Consider the following 15539-nt stretch of genomic DNA (forward strand, 5'->3'; position numbering starts at 1 on the left):
CCGCCCGGCCCGCCGCCTGGGTCCGGCCCGCCGCCTCGGCCCGCCCGGCACCTCGCCCCGCCGCGGCGCCCGCACCGCACACCTGCCACCCCCGCACACCCGCCGCACACCCGCCGCGCCCCCGAAGCCGTCGCCGTGCCCCCGGCCCACCCGCCCGCACGGCCGGCTCCCGCACTCGCCGCCCCCCAGCCGCCCCCTCCCGGCGACCCCCAACCCCTCCTGCTACCCCCCTCCGCCCCGCTTGACGCGCGTCACACGCGCCTCAACGCCCCTTGTGACGACCGCCTCTGACGCAGAGTCACGACGTGTTAACGATCGTCCTCGGGACACCGGGGATGCTCTTGCCGACGCCCATGCCCCGGCGTAGACCAGAGCGCACGAAACAGCGCTCGGCGTTCGACGAGGAACGAAGAACGGGGCATTGATGCGCAGCACGAACAGCACCACCCGCACCCGCAGGGCGGCCAGGGCCGCGGCGGTCGTCGCCGCGGGAGCCCTCGCGCTCTCCCTCACCGCGTGCGGCGGAGGCGACGACGACAAGAAGACCGGCAGCGACGAGAGCAGCAAGGCGAGCGGCGGGGGCGCGGAGACCGGCTCGACCGTCACCCTGCCGAAGCTGGACGGCACGACCCTGGAGGTCGCCGCCGTCTGGACCGGCGCCGAACAGGCCAACTTCAAGAAGGTGCTCGCGGAGTTCTCCCAGCGCACCGGCGCCAAGGTCACCTTCGTCCCCGCCCAGGACCCGATCATCAACTTCCTCGGTTCGAAGATCGCGGGCGGTCAGCCGCCGGACGTGGCTCTGCTCCCGCAGCCGGGCGCCATCAAGCAGGCCGTCGAGAAGAAGTGGGCCAAGCCGGTCGGCGCCGAGGCGCAGGCGCAGCTCTCGAAGAACTATTCGCAGGGCTGGCAGGACATCGGCAAGGTCGACGGCAAGCAGTACGGCGTCTACTACAAGGCCGCCAACAAGTCGCTGATCTGGTACAACGCGAAAGCCCTGGAGAACGCGGGGGCGAGCGAGCCGAAGACGTGGAAGGACCTGCTGTCCACGGCGCAGCAGGTCTACGACTCCGGGGTGACCCCGTTCTCGGTGGGCGGCGCCGACGGCTGGACGCTGACCGACTGGTTCGAGAACGTCTACCTCTCCCAGGCGGGCCCGGAGAAGTACGACCAGCTCGCCCAGCACAAGATCAAGTGGACGGATCCGTCGGTCAGGCAGGCCCTGACCACCCTCGCGCAGATCTGGTCCAAGAAGGACTACCTGGCGGGCGGCCCGGACGGCGCCCTCCAGACGGAGTTCCCGGCGTCGGTCACCCAGACCTTCACCGGCGGCGACCAGCCGAAGGCCGCCATGGTCTACGAGGGCGACTTCGCGCAGGTCAACATCGGTGAGACCAAGGCGAAGGTGGGCACGGACGCCAAGGTGTTCCCGTTCCCGGCGGTCGGGGCGAGCGCGCCGGTGGTGTCGGGCGGCGACGCGGCGGTGATCCTGAAGGACTCCAAGGCGGCGCAGGCGCTGATGACCTTCCTCGCCTCGCCGGACGCGGCGACGATCCAGGCGAAGCTCGGCGGCTATCTGTCGCCGAACAAGAACGTGCCGGAGTCGGCGTACCCGAACGAGGTGCAGCGCACGATCGCCAAGGCGCTGATCGCCTCCGGCGACGACTTCCGCTTCGACATGTCCGACCAGGCGCCGCAGGCGTTCGGCGGCACGCCGGGCAAGGGCGAGTGGAAGGAACTCCAGGACTTCCTGAAGAACCCGTCGGACGTGGCGGGCACCCAGGCGAAGCTGGAGAAGGACGCGGCGGCGGCGTACGGCGGCGGGAGCTGATCCCATGGGACGCGCACACGACGTACGTCCGGCGCACCCGGAGCGCCGCGCCGGCCGGGTACGACGGCGGGCCGGGCGATGACGTCGGCCACGGCGGCGGGGGCCTCGCCCGCCCCCGCCTCACCGCCTCCCGCCGCGCCCCGCGGCCGCAAGAGCGTGACCGGCACCCGCAGGCTCGTGGCGGCCCTGTTCCTGCTGCCCGCCCTGGTGCTGCTCGGCGCGCTCGTGGTCTACCCGATCGGGTACTCGATCGTCCGCAGCTTCTACGACTCCTCCGGCGACCACTTCGCCGGCTTCGACAACTACAAGGCCCTCTTCACCGACGACGGCATCCGCACCGCGCTGAAGAACAACGTCATCTGGGTGGTGTTCGCGCCGACGGTCGCCACCGCGCTCGGCCTGGTCTTCGCGGTGCTGACCGAACGGGTGCGCTGGGGAACGGCGTTCAAGCTGGTCGTCTTCATGCCGATGGCGATCTCGATGCTGGCGGCCGGGATCATCTTCCGGCTGGTCTACGACCAGGACCCCGACAAGGGCGTGGCGAACGCGGTGTGGGTCGGGGTGCACGACACCTTCGCGCAGTCCTCCGCGTTCCCGAAGGCCCACCCGGGCCGCGACTCGCCGCTCACGCCCGACCACGGCGGTTTCCTCACCACCGCGCCGGTGCACACCGGCCAGTGGGTGGCGCTGCCGCTGGTGGGCGTGGCCCCCGAACAGATGCCGGACGGCGCGAAGCGGGCCGTCCGGGCGGACCCCGAGCCGGGGAAGATCACCGGCACGGCCTGGCAGGACTTCACCCGCGGCAAGGGCGTCGGCAGGCTCGGCGGGGTGGACCCGTCCGAGCTGGGCTACGACGGGATGCGCGTCGAGGCGGTGAAGGACGGCAAGGTGGTGGCGAGCGCGAAGGCCGCCGCCGACGGCACGTTCACGCTGCCCGCCGAGGCCGACGGCGCCCGGCTGCGGCTGCCGGCGGAGAACTTCAAGGCCCCGTACAACGGGGTGGACTGGCTCGGCCCGTCGCTGGTCACCCCGGCCATCATCGGGGCGTACGTCTGGATGTGGGCCGGGTTCGCGATGGTGCTGATCGCGGCCGGGCTCGCCGGGGTGCCGCGCGAGCTGCTGGAGGCGGCGCGGGTGGACGGCGCGAACGAGTGGCAGGTGTTCCGCCGGATCACCGTGCCGCTGCTGGCGCCGGTGCTCGCGGTCGTCGCGGTCACGCTGATGATCAATGTGCTGAAGATCTTCGACCTGGTCTTCATCATCGCGCCCGGCTCCTCCCAGGACGACGCCAACGTGCTGGCGCTGGAGCTGTACCGCAAGGGCTTCTCCGAGGGGCGGCCCGGCGTCGCCAGCGCCATCGCGGTGTTCCTGCTGCTGCTGGTGATCCCGGTGATGCTGTTCAACATGAGGCGCTTGAGGCGGGAGGTGCGGCGATGACCACGACCGAGGCCGTCACGAAGGTTCCCTCGCCCCGGCCCGCCGAGGCCGGGCGGTCACTGGGAGCCCGGCTCGCCGAGATCGTCAGCGGCGGGCTGGTCCGGGTGTTCCTGATCGTGGTGGGGCTGTTCTGGCTGGTCCCCACGATCGGTCTGCTGCTGTCGTCGCTGCGCTCGCCGCAGGACATGGCCGCGAACGGCTGGTGGACCGTGTTCACCAAGCCCTCGCAGCTCACCTTCGACAGCTACCAGAAGCTGCTGGAGAACAGCGACATCGCCAACTCCCTGCTGAACACGGCCCTGATCACCGTCCCGGCGACGATCCTGGTCGTGGTGGTCGGCTCGCTGGCGGGCTACGCGTTCGCGTGGATGGAGTTCCCCGGCCGCGACTGGTGGTTCCTGGCGGTGGTCGGGCTGCTGGTGGTGCCGGTGCAGGTGGCGCTCATCCCGATCGCCGAACTCTTCGGCAGGATCGGCCTGTTCGGCTCGATCCTCGGGGTGGTCCTGTTCCACACCGGCTACGGGCTGCCGTTCGCGGTGTTCCTGCTGCGGAACTTCTTCGCGGAGATCCCGCGCGAGCTGCTGGAGGCCGCCCGGCTGGACGGCGCGGGCGAACTGCGCCTGTTCGCCCAAGTGGTGATGCCGCTGGGCGGGCCGGCGATCGCGAGCCTGGGCATCTTCCAGTTCCTGTGGGTGTGGAACGACATGCTGGTCGCGCTGGTGTTCACCAAGTCCGGCACCCAGCCCATCACGGTCGCCCTGCAGACGCAGGTGCGCCAGTTCGGCAACAACGTCGACGTCCTGGCGCCCGGGGCGTTCATCTCCATGGTGATTCCGCTGGCCGTGTTCTTCGCGTTCCAGCGGCAGTTCGTCTCCGGCGTTATGGCGGGCGCGGTCAAGTAGCCGTACACGAAGGCGAGAAGGACGGGGCGGTCCGACACCGGGCCGCCCCTTTCCGTTCACCCGCTGTCCCCCACATGCAGCAGCGAACCGTAACCGATTCACTCCATCGGCCGTTGCCGGGCACAGCCCCGTCGTGACGACGGGGCCGACCGCCCGCGCCGACCCTTGGATGGACCCTTGCCCCGGTTCAGTGTCATCGTGCCCGTGTACCGGGTCCAGGCGTATCTGCACCAGTGCCTGGAATCGGTGCTCACCCAGTCGTTCACGGACCTGGAACTGATCGCCGTCGACGACCGCTCGCCGGACGCCTGCGGGGCCGTCCTCGACGAGTTCGCCGCCCGCGATCCGCGCGTCCGCGTCGTCCACCTGCCCGCGAACGGCGGGCTCGGTCCGGCGCGCAACGCCGGGACGGCCGAGGCGAGCGGCGACTACCTGGTCTACCTGGACGGCGACGACACCCTCGCCCCGGGCGCGCTGCGCTCGATCGCCGACCGGCTGGCGGCGACCGGCGACCCCGAGGTCCTGGTCTACGGCTTCGCCCGCACCGACTGGACGGGCCGGGCCGTCCCCGACGAGTTCCGCGCGCCGCTCGCCCACGACGGCCCGGCACCGTTCCGGCTCGCCGACCGGCCGGAGCTGCTGCGGGTGCTGATGGTCGCCTGGAACAAGGCCTGCCGACGGGACTTCGTGGCCCGCGAGGGCCTCTCCTTCCCGGCCGGCTACTACGAGGACACGCCGTGGACGTACCCGGTGCTGCTGACTGCGCGGTCGATCGCGACCCTGGACCGGGTGTGCGTGCACTACCGGCAGCGCCCCGGCAGCATCCTGGGCACCGCCGACCGTCGGCACCTCGACGTCTTCGACCAGTACGACCGGCTGTTCGCGTTCCTCGACCGGCGTCCCGAACTCGACCGCTGGCGGCCGGCGTTGTACCGGCGGATGGTGGACCACCTGGGCACGGTGGGCACGCGTCCCGGCCGGGTGCCCCGCGGCTGCCGCCGGGAGTTCTGGCGCCGGGCCCGCGCGCACTGCCGCCGCCACCGCGCCCCCGGCCCCCGGCCCGCCGCGCGCACCCGGCTGCGGCACGCCCTGGTCCGGCTCGGGCTGCACCGCGTCTTCCGCACCCTGCTGGTGGCCGCGGCCCTGCGCCGCCGTACCGCCGCCGCGGCCACCGGCGTGCCGCGGGCCCTGCGCTCCGCCCTGCTCCAGGCGCACTACCGCGTCCAACTGTGCCTGCCCGTGCGCGCCGACCGCGCCGTGTTCGCCGCGTACTGGGGGCGTGGGTACGGCTGCAGCCCCGGCGCGCTGGAGGCGGCGTTCCGCGACCTCGCGCCGCACATCCGCACGGCGTGGATCGCCCGGCCCGAGCACCTGGACACGGTCCCGGCGGGCGTGCGCCGGCTCACGCCGGGCACCGCCGCGTACTGGACGGCGCTCGCCCGCTCCAAGTACCTCGTCAACAACGTCAACTTCGACCGCCGCCTGGTCAAGCGCCCCGCCCAGGTGTTCGTCCAGACCCAGCACGGCACCCCGCTCAAGCACATGGGCCTCGACCTCCAGGAGCACCCGGCGGCGGCCCGCGGCACGGACTTCGCCGAGCTGCTGCGCAACACCGCCAAGTGGGACTACGTCCTGTCCGGCAACCGGCACACCACGCTCACCTGGGAGCGCGTCTACCCCGGCCGCTACACCACCCTGGAGTACGGCCTCCCGCGCAACGACGTGTTCCAGCGGGCGACCTCGGTGGACGTGGCCCGGCTGCGCGCCGAGCTCGGCGTCCCGGAGGGCTCGGTCGCGCTGCTGTATGCGCCGACCCACCGCGACCACCGCCGCACCCAGCACCCGCCGCTGGACCTGGAGCGCCTGCTGTGCCGCCTCGGCCCGTGCTTCGTCGTCCTGGCCCGCGCCCACTACTTCCACGACGGCCCGCCGGACTCCGGCGGGCCGCTCGCGGGTGACGGCGCGGGTGCGGCCGGGGGCGGGGGCCGGGTCATCGACGTCAGCGGGCACCGGAGCGTCGAGGAGCTGTGCCTGGCCTCCGACGCGCTGATCACCGACTACTCCTCGCTGATGTTCGACTACGCCAACCTCGACCGGCCGATCGTGCTCCTCACCGACGACTGGGCGGCGTACGAGGCGGTCCGGGGCGTCTACTTCGACGTGCGGGAGTGTCCGCCGGGCGCGGTCGCGCACTCCGCGGACGAGCTGGCCGACCTGCTGTGCGGAGACGACTGGCGCGGTTCGAGCTCCGCGCGGCTGCGGACCGCGTTCCGGGAGCGGTTCTGCCCCTGGGACGACGGCCGCGCGGCCGAGCGGGTGGTGCGGCACGTGGTGCTGGGGCAGCGGGACGAGGCGTCCGGGCTGCCGCCCGTCGTCCCGCCCGGGCGCAGGCATCCGGTGCCGTCGCGGGCGGCCACGGCGCACGGGCGTTCCCGGCTCGCCACCGTGCCGCAACCCGCCGGCCCCCAGACCGTCACCGAGAGCCGCTGAACGCCGTTTGTCCTTCCGGGAGTCCGTATGCGACCCGGCACGACGCGGTCCACGCCCACCCGGCCCTCCACCTGGCGGCCGTCGGGCCGTCCCGGGCGGACGCCCGCGCGCGACGGCGCACCCGGCCCGCCGGCCGCCGCGCCGCAACGGCAGGTCACGCGCCGCAACGGCGGGCCGGCGCACCGGCGGGTGGGCCGGGCCACGGCAACGACAGAGAGAGCAGCATGCCCCGCTTCAGCATCATCGTCCCGTCCCACGGGGTGGCCGGCCGGCTGTCCCAGGCGCTGGACTCGGTCCTCGTCCAGTCCTTCGGCGACTTCGAGCTGATCGCGGTGTGCGACGCGCCCGGCGCCCCCGCCGCCGACGTGGCCGCGGGACGCGCCGGACGGGACGCGCGGGTGAGCGTGGTGCACTCGCCGCCGGCGGCGGGGCTCGCCGGGGCGCGCGACGCGGGGCTGCGGGCGGCGACCGGCGCGTATCTGCTGTTCCTCGACGGCGACGACCTCCTGTTGCCGGGCGCGCTTTCGGCGCTCGCCGGGCGGCTGGCGGAGACCGGCGAGGTGGACGCGCTGTACTTCGAGCACGAGCGGACGCCCTGGTGGGAGGGGGCGCCGACGGGTCCGGCCGGGCGGTTGCCCGCCGATGCGCCCGCGTCCGCCGTCGCGCCCGGCGAGGTCCCGTGGCTGACCGGGGTGCGGTGGCCGGCCTGGAGCGCCGCCTACCGCCGCGCCTTCGTCACCGGCCACGGCCTCGCCTTCCCCGCCGGGCACCACACCGACCTGGGCTGGGGCGGGCTGGTCACCGTGGCCGCCGAGCGGATCGCCGTACTGCGCCGGGCCGTCGTACGGCACCGGGAACGCCGGCAGGGCAGCCGGCTCGCACTCCCGGGCGAGCACCAGTTCGACCTCCTCGACCAGTCCGAGCGGGTGCTCGTCCGGGCCGCGGAACGGGGCCTCGACGCGCGGCGGTACGCGCCGTTGTTCGACCAGGTCCTGGCGGCCGTACTGGAGACGGCCGCGCACCCGTCCCGGGTGCCCGCGCGCCGCCGCCGCGCCTTCCTGCGCCGCACGCGCGCCCTGCACCGCCGCCACGGCCCGGCCCGCACACCCCGGCCGGACGGCCGCGACCGAACGGCCCGCACCGCGCCGCCGGGCGGCTACCCCGGCACCAGCGTCGACACCGCCCCCCGCCTCGCCCGGCACGTCGCGCTCACGCGCCTGCTCCCCGTCGCCCTCGCGCACCCCCTCTTCCGCGCCCTGTGCGCCACCGGGCGGGCCGGGGCCCGGGCCGGGCGGGCGCGGGCCGCCGTCGCCGCACGCGCCCGGGCCCTCGGCGCCCGCCTGGTCTACCGCTGGCACCTGCACCGCCCGCTGGACGAGAACCTCGTCGTCTACTGCGCGTACTGGGGCCGCGGTTACGCCTGCAACCCGGCCGCCCTGCACGCCGCAGCCCGCGAACTCGCCCCGCATCTGCGCGCGGTGTTCCTGGTCGAGCCCGGCCGGGAACACGCCGTGCCCGAGGGCGTCGACCGCGCGGTGATCGGCTCGGTGCGGTACTGGAAGGTGCTGGCCCGCGCCAAGTTCCTGGTGAACAACGCCAACTTCGCCGACGCCGTCGTCAAGCGCCCCGGAAGCGTGCACCTCCAGACCCAGCACGGCACGCCGCTCAAGACGATGGGCTGCGACCAGTCGACGTACCCGGTGGTCGCCGCGCAGAGCGGCAGCTTCACCAAACTGCTGCGCCGCGTGGACCGCTGGGACTACAACCTCTCCGCCAACCGCCACTCCACCGAGATGTGGGAGCGGGCCTTCCCGGGCGCCTACGAGGCGCTGGAGTACGGCTATCCGCGCAACGACCTCTACTACACGGCGGACGCCGGGGCCGTGGCCCGCGCCCGCCGCGCGCTCGGCGTCCCGCGGGGTGCGACAGCCGTCCTCTACGCCCCCACCCACCGCGACCACCAAACCGGCTTCGAGACCGGCCTCGACCTGGAGGCGTTCTGCGCGGCGGCCGGCGAGAACGTCGTCGTCCTGCTGCGCGCCCACTACTTCTACGACCACGGCGGGCGGCGCAGCAGCGGCCGGGTCATCGACGTGACCGGGCACCGCTCCACCGAGGAGGTGTGCCTGGCCGCCGACGCGCTGGTCACCGACTACTCCTCGATCATGTTCGACTACGCCAACCTCGACCGGCCGATGGTGGTCTACGCCGACGACTGGGAGGTGTACCGGGAGACGCGGGGGGTCTGCTTCGACCTGATGGAGTGCCCGCCGGGACCGGTGGCGCGCACCCCCGGGGAACTGGCCCGCGTGTTCCGCGACGGCTCGTACGCGGGCGCCCGCTCGGCGGCGCTGCGGGCGGTGTTCCGGGAGCGGTTCTGCCAGTACGACGACGGGCGGGCCGCCGAGCGCGTCGTGCGCCGGGTCTTCCTCGGCGAACCGCCCGAGGCCCTGCCGCCCGTGGTGCCCCTCGCCCGGCGTGTTCCGGCCCCCGCGGCCACCCTCGTAAGGAGCTGACGACAGCAGTGCCCCGTTTCAGCGTCATCGTCCCCTGTTTCAAGGTGCAGGGGTTCCTGCGCGAGTGCCTGGACTCGGTCCTCGGGCAGTCCTTCCGGGACGTCGAGGTGATCGCCGTGGACGACTGCTCCCCGGACGGTTCGGGCGCGATCCTGGACGAGTACGCCGCCCGCGACCCCCGGGTGCGGGTGGTGCACCTGCCGGAGAACGTCGGTCTCGGCCGGGCCCGCAACGCCGGACTCCCGCTCGCCACCGGCGACTTCCTGCTCTTTCTCGACAGCGACGACACCCTCACCCCGGGCGCGTTGCGCGCCCTTGCCGACCGGCTGGAGCAGACCGCCGACCCGGATGTGCTGGTCTTCGACTACGCGCGCACCTACTGGTGGGGCGGCACCCGGCGCAACGTCCTGGCGAGGGTGCTCGCCGAGTGCGCCGAGGGCACCTTCACCGCGGCCGAACGCCCAAAGATCCTGGACCTGTTGATGGTGGTGTGGAACAAGGCGTACCGGCGCGGCTTCGTCGAGGAGCACGGCTTCACCTTCCCGCCGGGCTACTACGAGGACACCCCGTGGACGTTCCCGGTGCTGCTCAGCGCGGACCGGATCGCCACGCTGGACCGGATCTGCCTGCACTACCGCCAGCGGCGGCAGGGCAACATCCTGTCCACCACCAGCCGCAAGCACTTCGACGTCCACGACCAGTACGAGCGGGTGTTCGCGTTCGTGGACTCCCGCCCGGAGCTGGCGGGCTGGCGGCCGTATCTGCACCGCAAGATGGGCGAGCACTGCCTCGACGTCCTCGCCAAGCCGGACCGGCTGCCCCCGTCGGACAAGGCCGAGTTCTTCGGCGCCACCGCCCGCATGTTCCGTGCGCACCGGCCCGCCGGGGCGAGCGCGGAGGGCGAACTGCGCGTCCTGGAGGGCGGTTACGCCGCCTATCTGCTGCGCCGGCAGGCCGGGCGGGCGGAACGGGAGCTGGCACGGCGGGCGGTGAAGGTGCGCAGAGCGGCGGGCCGCCGGGCCAAGGACGGCTGGGCCGCGCTGCACGCCCGCCGGCCGCTGGAGCCGGACCTCGTCCTGTACTCGGCGTTCCACAGCCGCGGGGTGCTCGGCGATCCGGCGGCCGTGTACCGGGCGGCGCGCGAGATCGCCCCGCACCTCAGCGGGGTGTGGGTGGTGAAGAGCCCCGAACTGGCGCGGGAGTCGGGGCTGTTGCCGCCGGACGTGGAGTACGTGCTGCCCGGCACCCCGCGCCACCGGCGGCTGGCCGCGCGGGCCGCCTTCCTCGTCAACAACGTCAACTGGCCCGACGCGCAGGCCAAGCGTCCCGGCAGCGTCCACATCCACACGCATCTGGGGACGCCGCTGAAGTACATGGGCGCCGACCTCCTGGACAAGCCGGGCGCGCGGCACGGTGTGGACGTGCCGCGGATACTGGACCGCGCGGACCGCTGGGACCACAGCCTGGTCGCCAACCGCCACTCCGAGCTGGTCTGGGAGCGCGCCTATCCGTGCCGTTTCGCCTCCGCGCGCACCGGCAGCCCCCGCAACGACGTGCTGGTCCGCGCGCGGCCCGGGGACGGTGCGGCGGCCCGCGCCCGGCTCGGGATCCCGGCGGACCACACGGTGGTGCTGTACGCGCCGACCCGGCGCGAGTACCGGCGCGGCGGCCACGTCGAGCGGATCGACCCGGCCCGGCTCGCCGCCGACCTGGGTCCGGGCCACACGCTGGTGGTCCGGCTGCACCCCTCGCTGGCGGGCGGTCCGGCGCGCGGCGCGGGGCTGGCCGAGCTGCACCGGCGCGGGGTGCTCGTCGACGCGACGGACGAGCCGTACGTCGAAGAGGTGATGCTCGCCTCCGACGTCCTGGTCACCGACTACTCCGCCCTGATGTTCGATTACGCCAATCTGGACCGGCCGATCGTGCTGCACGCCGACGACTGGGGCGCGTACGCGGCGAGCAGGGGCGTCTACTTCGACGTCACCGCCGAGCCGCCCGGCCATGTCTCGCGCTCCCACGAGGAGCTGGCGCGGCTGCTGACGTCCGGGAGCTGGCGGGACGCGGAGTCGGCGCGGCTGCGGTCGGCCTTCCGGGCCCGGTTCTGCGAGTACGACGACGGCTGGGCGGCCGAGCGGGTGGTGCGGACGCTGATCCTCGGCGAGCGGGACTGGACCCCGCCGGAGACGACGTCGCCCCTCGCCGCCGCGGCCGCGGGAACGGGCGCGCAGGTGCCCGCGCAGGCCTCGGGCCACGACCGGCTCACGACGTCATGAGCGGCGACGTGAACGGCGGCACGGGCCGCGACATGAGCGGCGGCGCAGGCGGGGCTACGAGCGGCGTCCGGTGGCGGCTCGCCGCGGTCCGCGGGGCGCTGCGGGGCCCGCGCGGGCCGCTCGGCTGGGTGCTGCTGCTGGCCGCCGTCTTCGCGCTGGCGCAGCTCGGCACGGTCACGGGACGGGACACGCCCGACACCAAGAACTACCTGGCCTACGCCCTGAGCCTGCGCGGCGAGGACAAGCGGGAGACGGCGGCCGTCGTGATCGAGCACGCCTGCGCCGGGCGGGCGGCCCGGGCCCGCCGCGAGCAGAGCGTGGACGTGCTGAAGTTCGACGCGCCGAGCCCGGCCGCCCGGGTGGCGAAGAAGTGCCGGGCGGAGCTGTGGCGCGAGGTGGACGCCCGGCTGCGGGCCGGGCAGACCGGCGGCCACACCCTGCCGTTCCTGTCCGTCCGTTTCATGCGCATCTTCGAGGTGCGCCCGGGCTACCCGGTCTTCCTGATCCCGTTCGTCACGGTGCTCGGCGCGACCTGGGGGCTGTGGACGGCGGGGGTGACGGTCACGGCGGCCGGCGGCGTCCTCGTCTATCTGCTGCTGCGCACCCGGCGCGTCCCGGTCCACCTGGCGCTGACCGGGCAGGCCCTCTACTACGTCCTGCCGTGCGGCACCACCGCCATGCGGCCGATGGCAGAGGGGCTGATGCTGGCGCTGACGCTCGTGGCGCTGTGGGGCTGCGCACTGGCCCTGGACGGCCGCCGCCGGACCGGGATCGTCCTGACCGGCGGCGCGCTGACCGCGCTGTTCGCGGTCAAGCACTCCCAGGCGCTGTTCCTCGGGGTGGGCCTGGCCGCGGCGGGCGCGCTGGTCGCCGTACGGCGGTGGACGCGGGGCCGGTCGCCCGGAGGCGCGGTGCTGGGGCTCGCGGCGGTGGGCTGCTGCGCCGTCCTCGGCACGTTGCTGCTGGCGCGGGCGCTGCGCTATCCCACCGAGGCGGACAGCGTGCAGGACCTGCTCACCGATCACTACGCGCTGCCCGACCGGGCGCACCCGTGGCCGGAGTTGCTGCGGCTGGAGGGGCACTTCTGGCGGGAGTGGCTGCGGCGCCAGCTGTGGCAGCCGCTGTTCGCGACCCTGCTCGCGGCGGGCGCCTGGGGCGCGCTGCGGCGCGGCGGCCGGGCGTTCGGGGTCTTCGTGCTGGCGGCCGCGGCCACCGGCTTCCTGACCCAGGCGGCGCATCCCGACATCACGGTGTGGGGCGAGCGGCTGATCGTGCTGGCCTGGCTGCTGCCGGTGGTGGGGGTGCCGCTGCTGCTGGAGCGGCTGGCGGCGCTGCGGCCGGTGGGTCTGCCGGGGCCGCGCTCGGCGCGGGAGCGGAGCGCGGCCGTCCGGTGAGACGCCGCCGGGCGCCCCGGACTACTCGATGACGAGGTCGACCGGGATGTTGCCGCGGGTGGCGTTGGAGTACGGGCAGACCTGGTGGGCCTGCTCGACCAGCTTGCGGCCGGTCTCCGCGTCCACGGTCTCGGGCAGCTCCACGCGCAGGGTGACGGCGAGCCCGAAGCCCTCGCCCTGCTTGCCGATGCCGACCTCGCCGGTGACGGCGGCGTCGCTCACGTCCACCTTGGCCTGGCGGCCGACGAGGGCGAGGGCGCTGGCGAAGCAGGCGGCGTAGCCGGCGGCGAACAGCTGCTCGGGGTTGGTGCCCTGCCCGTCGCCGCCCAGCTCCACCGGCGGGGCCAGCTGCACGTCCAGCTTGCCGTCGGAGGTGTAGGCGCGGCCGTCACGGCCGTGGGTGGCGGTGGCGACGGCGGTGTAGAGCGCGTCCATGGAGACCATCCCTCTCGATACATCGGTGATACGCGTGGGCGTCGGTCCGGGCGATCGCCCCCGGACGAGCTCAACTCAAGCACACAATTCAATTGCACACAACTGAATCATGTCCGGCGCTATCCTGGGGAGCATGACTACCGAGGTACCGCCGGCCGCAGCGCCGGACGAGGAGGACTGGCTGAGCCTGGACGGCCAGGTCTGCTTCTCGCTGCACGCCGCCTCGCGCGCCTTCAACGGCGTCTACCGGGTGCTCCTCAAGGAACTGGGACTGACCTACCCGCAGTACCTGGTGATGCTGGTGCTGTGGGAGCACGGCGAGCAGCCCGTGAAGCGCCTCGGCGAACGCCTGCGCCTCGACTCGGGCACGCTGTCGCCGCTGCTGAAGCGCCTGGAGGCGGCGGGCCTGGTGCGCCGGGAGCGCAGCGCGCTCGACGAACGCTCGGTCGAGGTCCGCCTCACCGACGAGGGCACGGCCCTGCGCGCACGCGCGCTCGAGGTCCCGCGCCGCATCGCGGAGGCCACCGGCTTCACCCTGGAAGAGATCACCACCTTGCGCACCACCCTGAACCGCCTGACGACGGCGCTGGACGAGGCAGTCCTGAAAACCTCCCCGGACTGCGGCTGACCGCTGGCGCCCTGAAGGCACGAAGGGCCTGGAGGGACGCCGCGAACGGCGCGCCCGGCCCCCACGAACCCTCACCAGGCAACGAACCCGGGGGTCCGGGGCAGCGCCCCGGGCTCGGGACGGGAGAGGGCGGCGGACGCGACCCGCCCCCAGGAGCCGCCCACCCGGGGAAGGCACCCGCCCCGGGGAACCGCCCCCCGAAACCGACCGCAGTTCGGCCATCCGGCCAACTCTCGGAGACGGTCGGCGCAGCCGACGCATCCCCGCCCCGCCCCAGGTCTACGATCCGCCGTGATGAGCGCCTTCCGTGCCTTCCACGTACTCCGGGTCATGCAGTCCCCCCGCGCCCACACCCGCACCACGACAGGGGCTCACCGCCTCCTCCCCCTGGTGGCCGCCTGGCTCCTCACCCGCGCCCTGATGCTGTGGCTCCTGGCCCACGACACCCACCCCCTGCTGGGCCGCGGCGCGGTGGCGCGCGAGGTCTGGAAGCTGTACCACCACTGGTACACGACCCTCGCGCACGGCGCCTTCCCCGCCCACGACGCCCTCTGGCAGTACCCGCCGGGCGCCGGCCCAGTCCTGCTGTCGCCCGCGCTGCTGCCGGGCCTGACGTACTTCCAGGGCTTCGTGGCGCTCACCCTCGCCGTGGACGCGCTGATCGCGCTCGCGCTGGCCCGCGCGGGCTCCCGGCCCGGACGCAGCCTGAACGGCGCGGCCTACTGGACGCTCGGCCTGCCGCTGCTGCTGCACGTCCCGCTGGCCCGCTACGACGTCCAGGCCACCGCCTTCGCCGTGCTGTCCCTGCTGGCTCTGCGCCGCTCCCCGCGCGCCGGCGGCGCCCTCGCCGCGCTGGGCGCGCTGGTGAAGGTGTGGCCGGCCCTGGTGCTGCTGGGCGCCCCGCGGGGCCGTACGACGCGCTCGGCGTGGACGTGGGCGGCGGCCGCGGCCGCCGTGGCCGGGCTCGCGCTGGCGGCGGCGTTCCGCAACCCGCTGGCGTTCGTGCGCCAGCAGGGTGGGCGGGGCGTGCAGATCGAGTCGTTCGGCGGCACCGTGCTGTCCTTCGCCACGCACGCGGGCTGGCCGGGCACGGTGCGCTACCAGTACGGGTCGCTGGAGTTCACCGGCCCGCACGTGGCCGCCGTGGCGCATCTCTCACTCGTCCTGTCGGCGGCGGCGTTCGCGCTGCTGGTGCTGTGGCGGGTGCGGGCCCGCCGGTGGACGCCTGCGACGCCCTACGACGCCGCGCTGAGCGCCGTGCTGCTGTTCACCGTCACCAGCCGGGTGATCAGCCCGCAGTACCTGGTCTGGCTGCTGGGACTGGCCGCGGTGTGCCTCACCTCACGGCAGACCACGCAGCGCCCCGTGGCCGCGCTGATCGCGGCGGCCGCCGTGGTCAGCGTCGTGGCGTATCCCACGCTCTACCACCTCGTGGCATCGTGCACTTGGACGGGTTGTGTGGTGATGTTCGTACGGAACGGTCTGCTCGGCGTCGCCGCGGTACTCTCTTTGGCCCGGCTGTGGCGCTCGACGCGGTCACCGACGCCGCACACGACCCCAGAACCGGACACGCACCGTCTTCCGCGCGGGACCCTGAGTCCCTCTTAAACGGGAAATACACCGACCCGCCTACGAT

Annotated in this window: 10 protein-coding genes; 9 read left to right on the forward strand and 1 reads right to left on the reverse strand. The window is 74.0% G+C overall.

The features are described 5' to 3' along the window. Nucleotides 1-424 precede the first annotated feature (424 nt). The 7 genes from AB0N63_RS24465 (at nucleotide 425) to AB0N63_RS24495 (ending at nucleotide 12840) form a co-directional block, all read left to right on the forward strand. Complete coding sequence (locus tag AB0N63_RS24465; RefSeq protein ID WP_365531437.1) at nucleotides 425-1828, forward strand: ABC transporter substrate-binding protein; 1404 nt, start codon at nucleotides 425-427, stop codon at nucleotides 1826-1828. A gap of 78 nt (nucleotides 1829-1906) precedes the next feature. Next, nucleotides 1907-3265 carry a sugar ABC transporter permease gene (locus tag AB0N63_RS24470; RefSeq protein WP_365531439.1) on the forward strand — a complete coding sequence of 453 codons (1359 nt, stop codon included), beginning with the start codon at nucleotides 1907-1909 and terminating at the stop codon, nucleotides 3263-3265. Then, nucleotides 3262-4167 carry a carbohydrate ABC transporter permease gene (locus AB0N63_RS24475; RefSeq protein ID WP_365531441.1) on the forward strand — a complete coding sequence of 302 codons (906 nt, stop codon included), beginning with the start codon at nucleotides 3262-3264 and terminating at the stop codon, nucleotides 4165-4167. The genes AB0N63_RS24470 and AB0N63_RS24475 overlap by 4 nt, the downstream gene beginning before the upstream one ends. Nucleotides 4168-4344: 177 nt before the next feature. Continuing rightward, on the forward strand, nucleotides 4345-6657 hold the full coding sequence (locus AB0N63_RS24480) for a CDP-glycerol glycerophosphotransferase family protein (protein ID WP_365531443.1): 2313 nt from the start codon (nucleotides 4345-4347) through the stop codon (nucleotides 6655-6657). Between the two features lie 224 nt (nucleotides 6658-6881). Beyond that, nucleotides 6882-9173, forward strand: a complete 2292-nt coding sequence (locus AB0N63_RS24485) for a CDP-glycerol glycerophosphotransferase family protein (protein ID WP_365531445.1) — start codon at nucleotides 6882-6884, stop codon at nucleotides 9171-9173. An 8-nt stretch (nucleotides 9174-9181) separates the two neighbouring features. After that, nucleotides 9182-11446 (forward strand): bifunctional glycosyltransferase family 2 protein/CDP-glycerol:glycerophosphate glycerophosphotransferase, encoded by a 2265-nt coding sequence (locus tag AB0N63_RS24490; RefSeq protein WP_365531447.1) that lies wholly within the window; start codon nucleotides 9182-9184, stop codon nucleotides 11444-11446. 128 nt (nucleotides 11447-11574) lie between these two features. Then, a complete protein-coding gene (locus AB0N63_RS24495) occupies nucleotides 11575-12840 on the forward strand; it encodes a hypothetical protein (RefSeq protein WP_365531505.1) in 1266 nt (421 codons plus the stop codon). 21 nt (nucleotides 12841-12861) lie between these two features. Here AB0N63_RS24495 and AB0N63_RS24500 read toward each other — a convergent pair whose 3' ends face one another. Further along, nucleotides 12862-13275, reverse strand: a complete 414-nt coding sequence (locus tag AB0N63_RS24500) for an organic hydroperoxide resistance protein (RefSeq protein ID WP_365531449.1) — start codon at nucleotides 13273-13275, stop codon at nucleotides 12862-12864. 133 nt (nucleotides 13276-13408) lie between these two features. Here AB0N63_RS24500 and AB0N63_RS24505 point away from each other — a divergent pair, with 133 nt between their 5' ends. Both AB0N63_RS24505 and AB0N63_RS24510 read left to right on the forward strand, forming a co-directional pair. After that, nucleotides 13409-13903, forward strand: a complete 495-nt coding sequence (locus AB0N63_RS24505) for a MarR family transcriptional regulator (protein ID WP_365531451.1) — start codon at nucleotides 13409-13411, stop codon at nucleotides 13901-13903. Between the two features lie 330 nt (nucleotides 13904-14233). Next, complete coding sequence (locus tag AB0N63_RS24510; protein WP_365531507.1) at nucleotides 14234-15511, forward strand: glycosyltransferase 87 family protein; 1278 nt, start codon at nucleotides 14234-14236, stop codon at nucleotides 15509-15511. The last annotated feature ends 28 nt before the right edge of the window (nucleotides 15512-15539 follow it).

The organism is Streptomyces sp. NPDC093260 (genome assembly GCF_040683715.1).
Classification (GTDB): Bacteria; Actinomycetota; Actinomycetes; order Streptomycetales; family Streptomycetaceae; genus Streptomyces; species Streptomyces sennicomposti.

Coding starts and splice junctions, on each gene's coding strand:
- AB0N63_RS24465 (WP_365531437.1), top strand. CDS start 425: ATGCGCAGCACGAACAGCACCACCCGCACCCGCAGGGCGGCCAGGGCC.
- AB0N63_RS24470 (WP_365531439.1), top strand. CDS start 1,907: ATGACGTCGGCCACGGCGGCGGGGGCCTCGCCCGCCCCCGCCTCACCG.
- AB0N63_RS24475 (WP_365531441.1), top strand. CDS start 3,262: ATGACCACGACCGAGGCCGTCACGAAGGTTCCCTCGCCCCGGCCCGCC.
- AB0N63_RS24485 (WP_365531445.1), top strand. CDS start 6,882: ATGCCCCGCTTCAGCATCATCGTCCCGTCCCACGGGGTGGCCGGCCGG.
- AB0N63_RS24500 (WP_365531449.1), bottom strand. CDS start 13,275: ATGGACGCGCTCTACACCGCCGTCGCCACCGCCACCCACGGCCGTGAC.
- AB0N63_RS24505 (WP_365531451.1), top strand. CDS start 13,409: ATGACTACCGAGGTACCGCCGGCCGCAGCGCCGGACGAGGAGGACTGG.
- AB0N63_RS24510 (WP_365531507.1), top strand. CDS start 14,234: ATGCAGTCCCCCCGCGCCCACACCCGCACCACGACAGGGGCTCACCGC.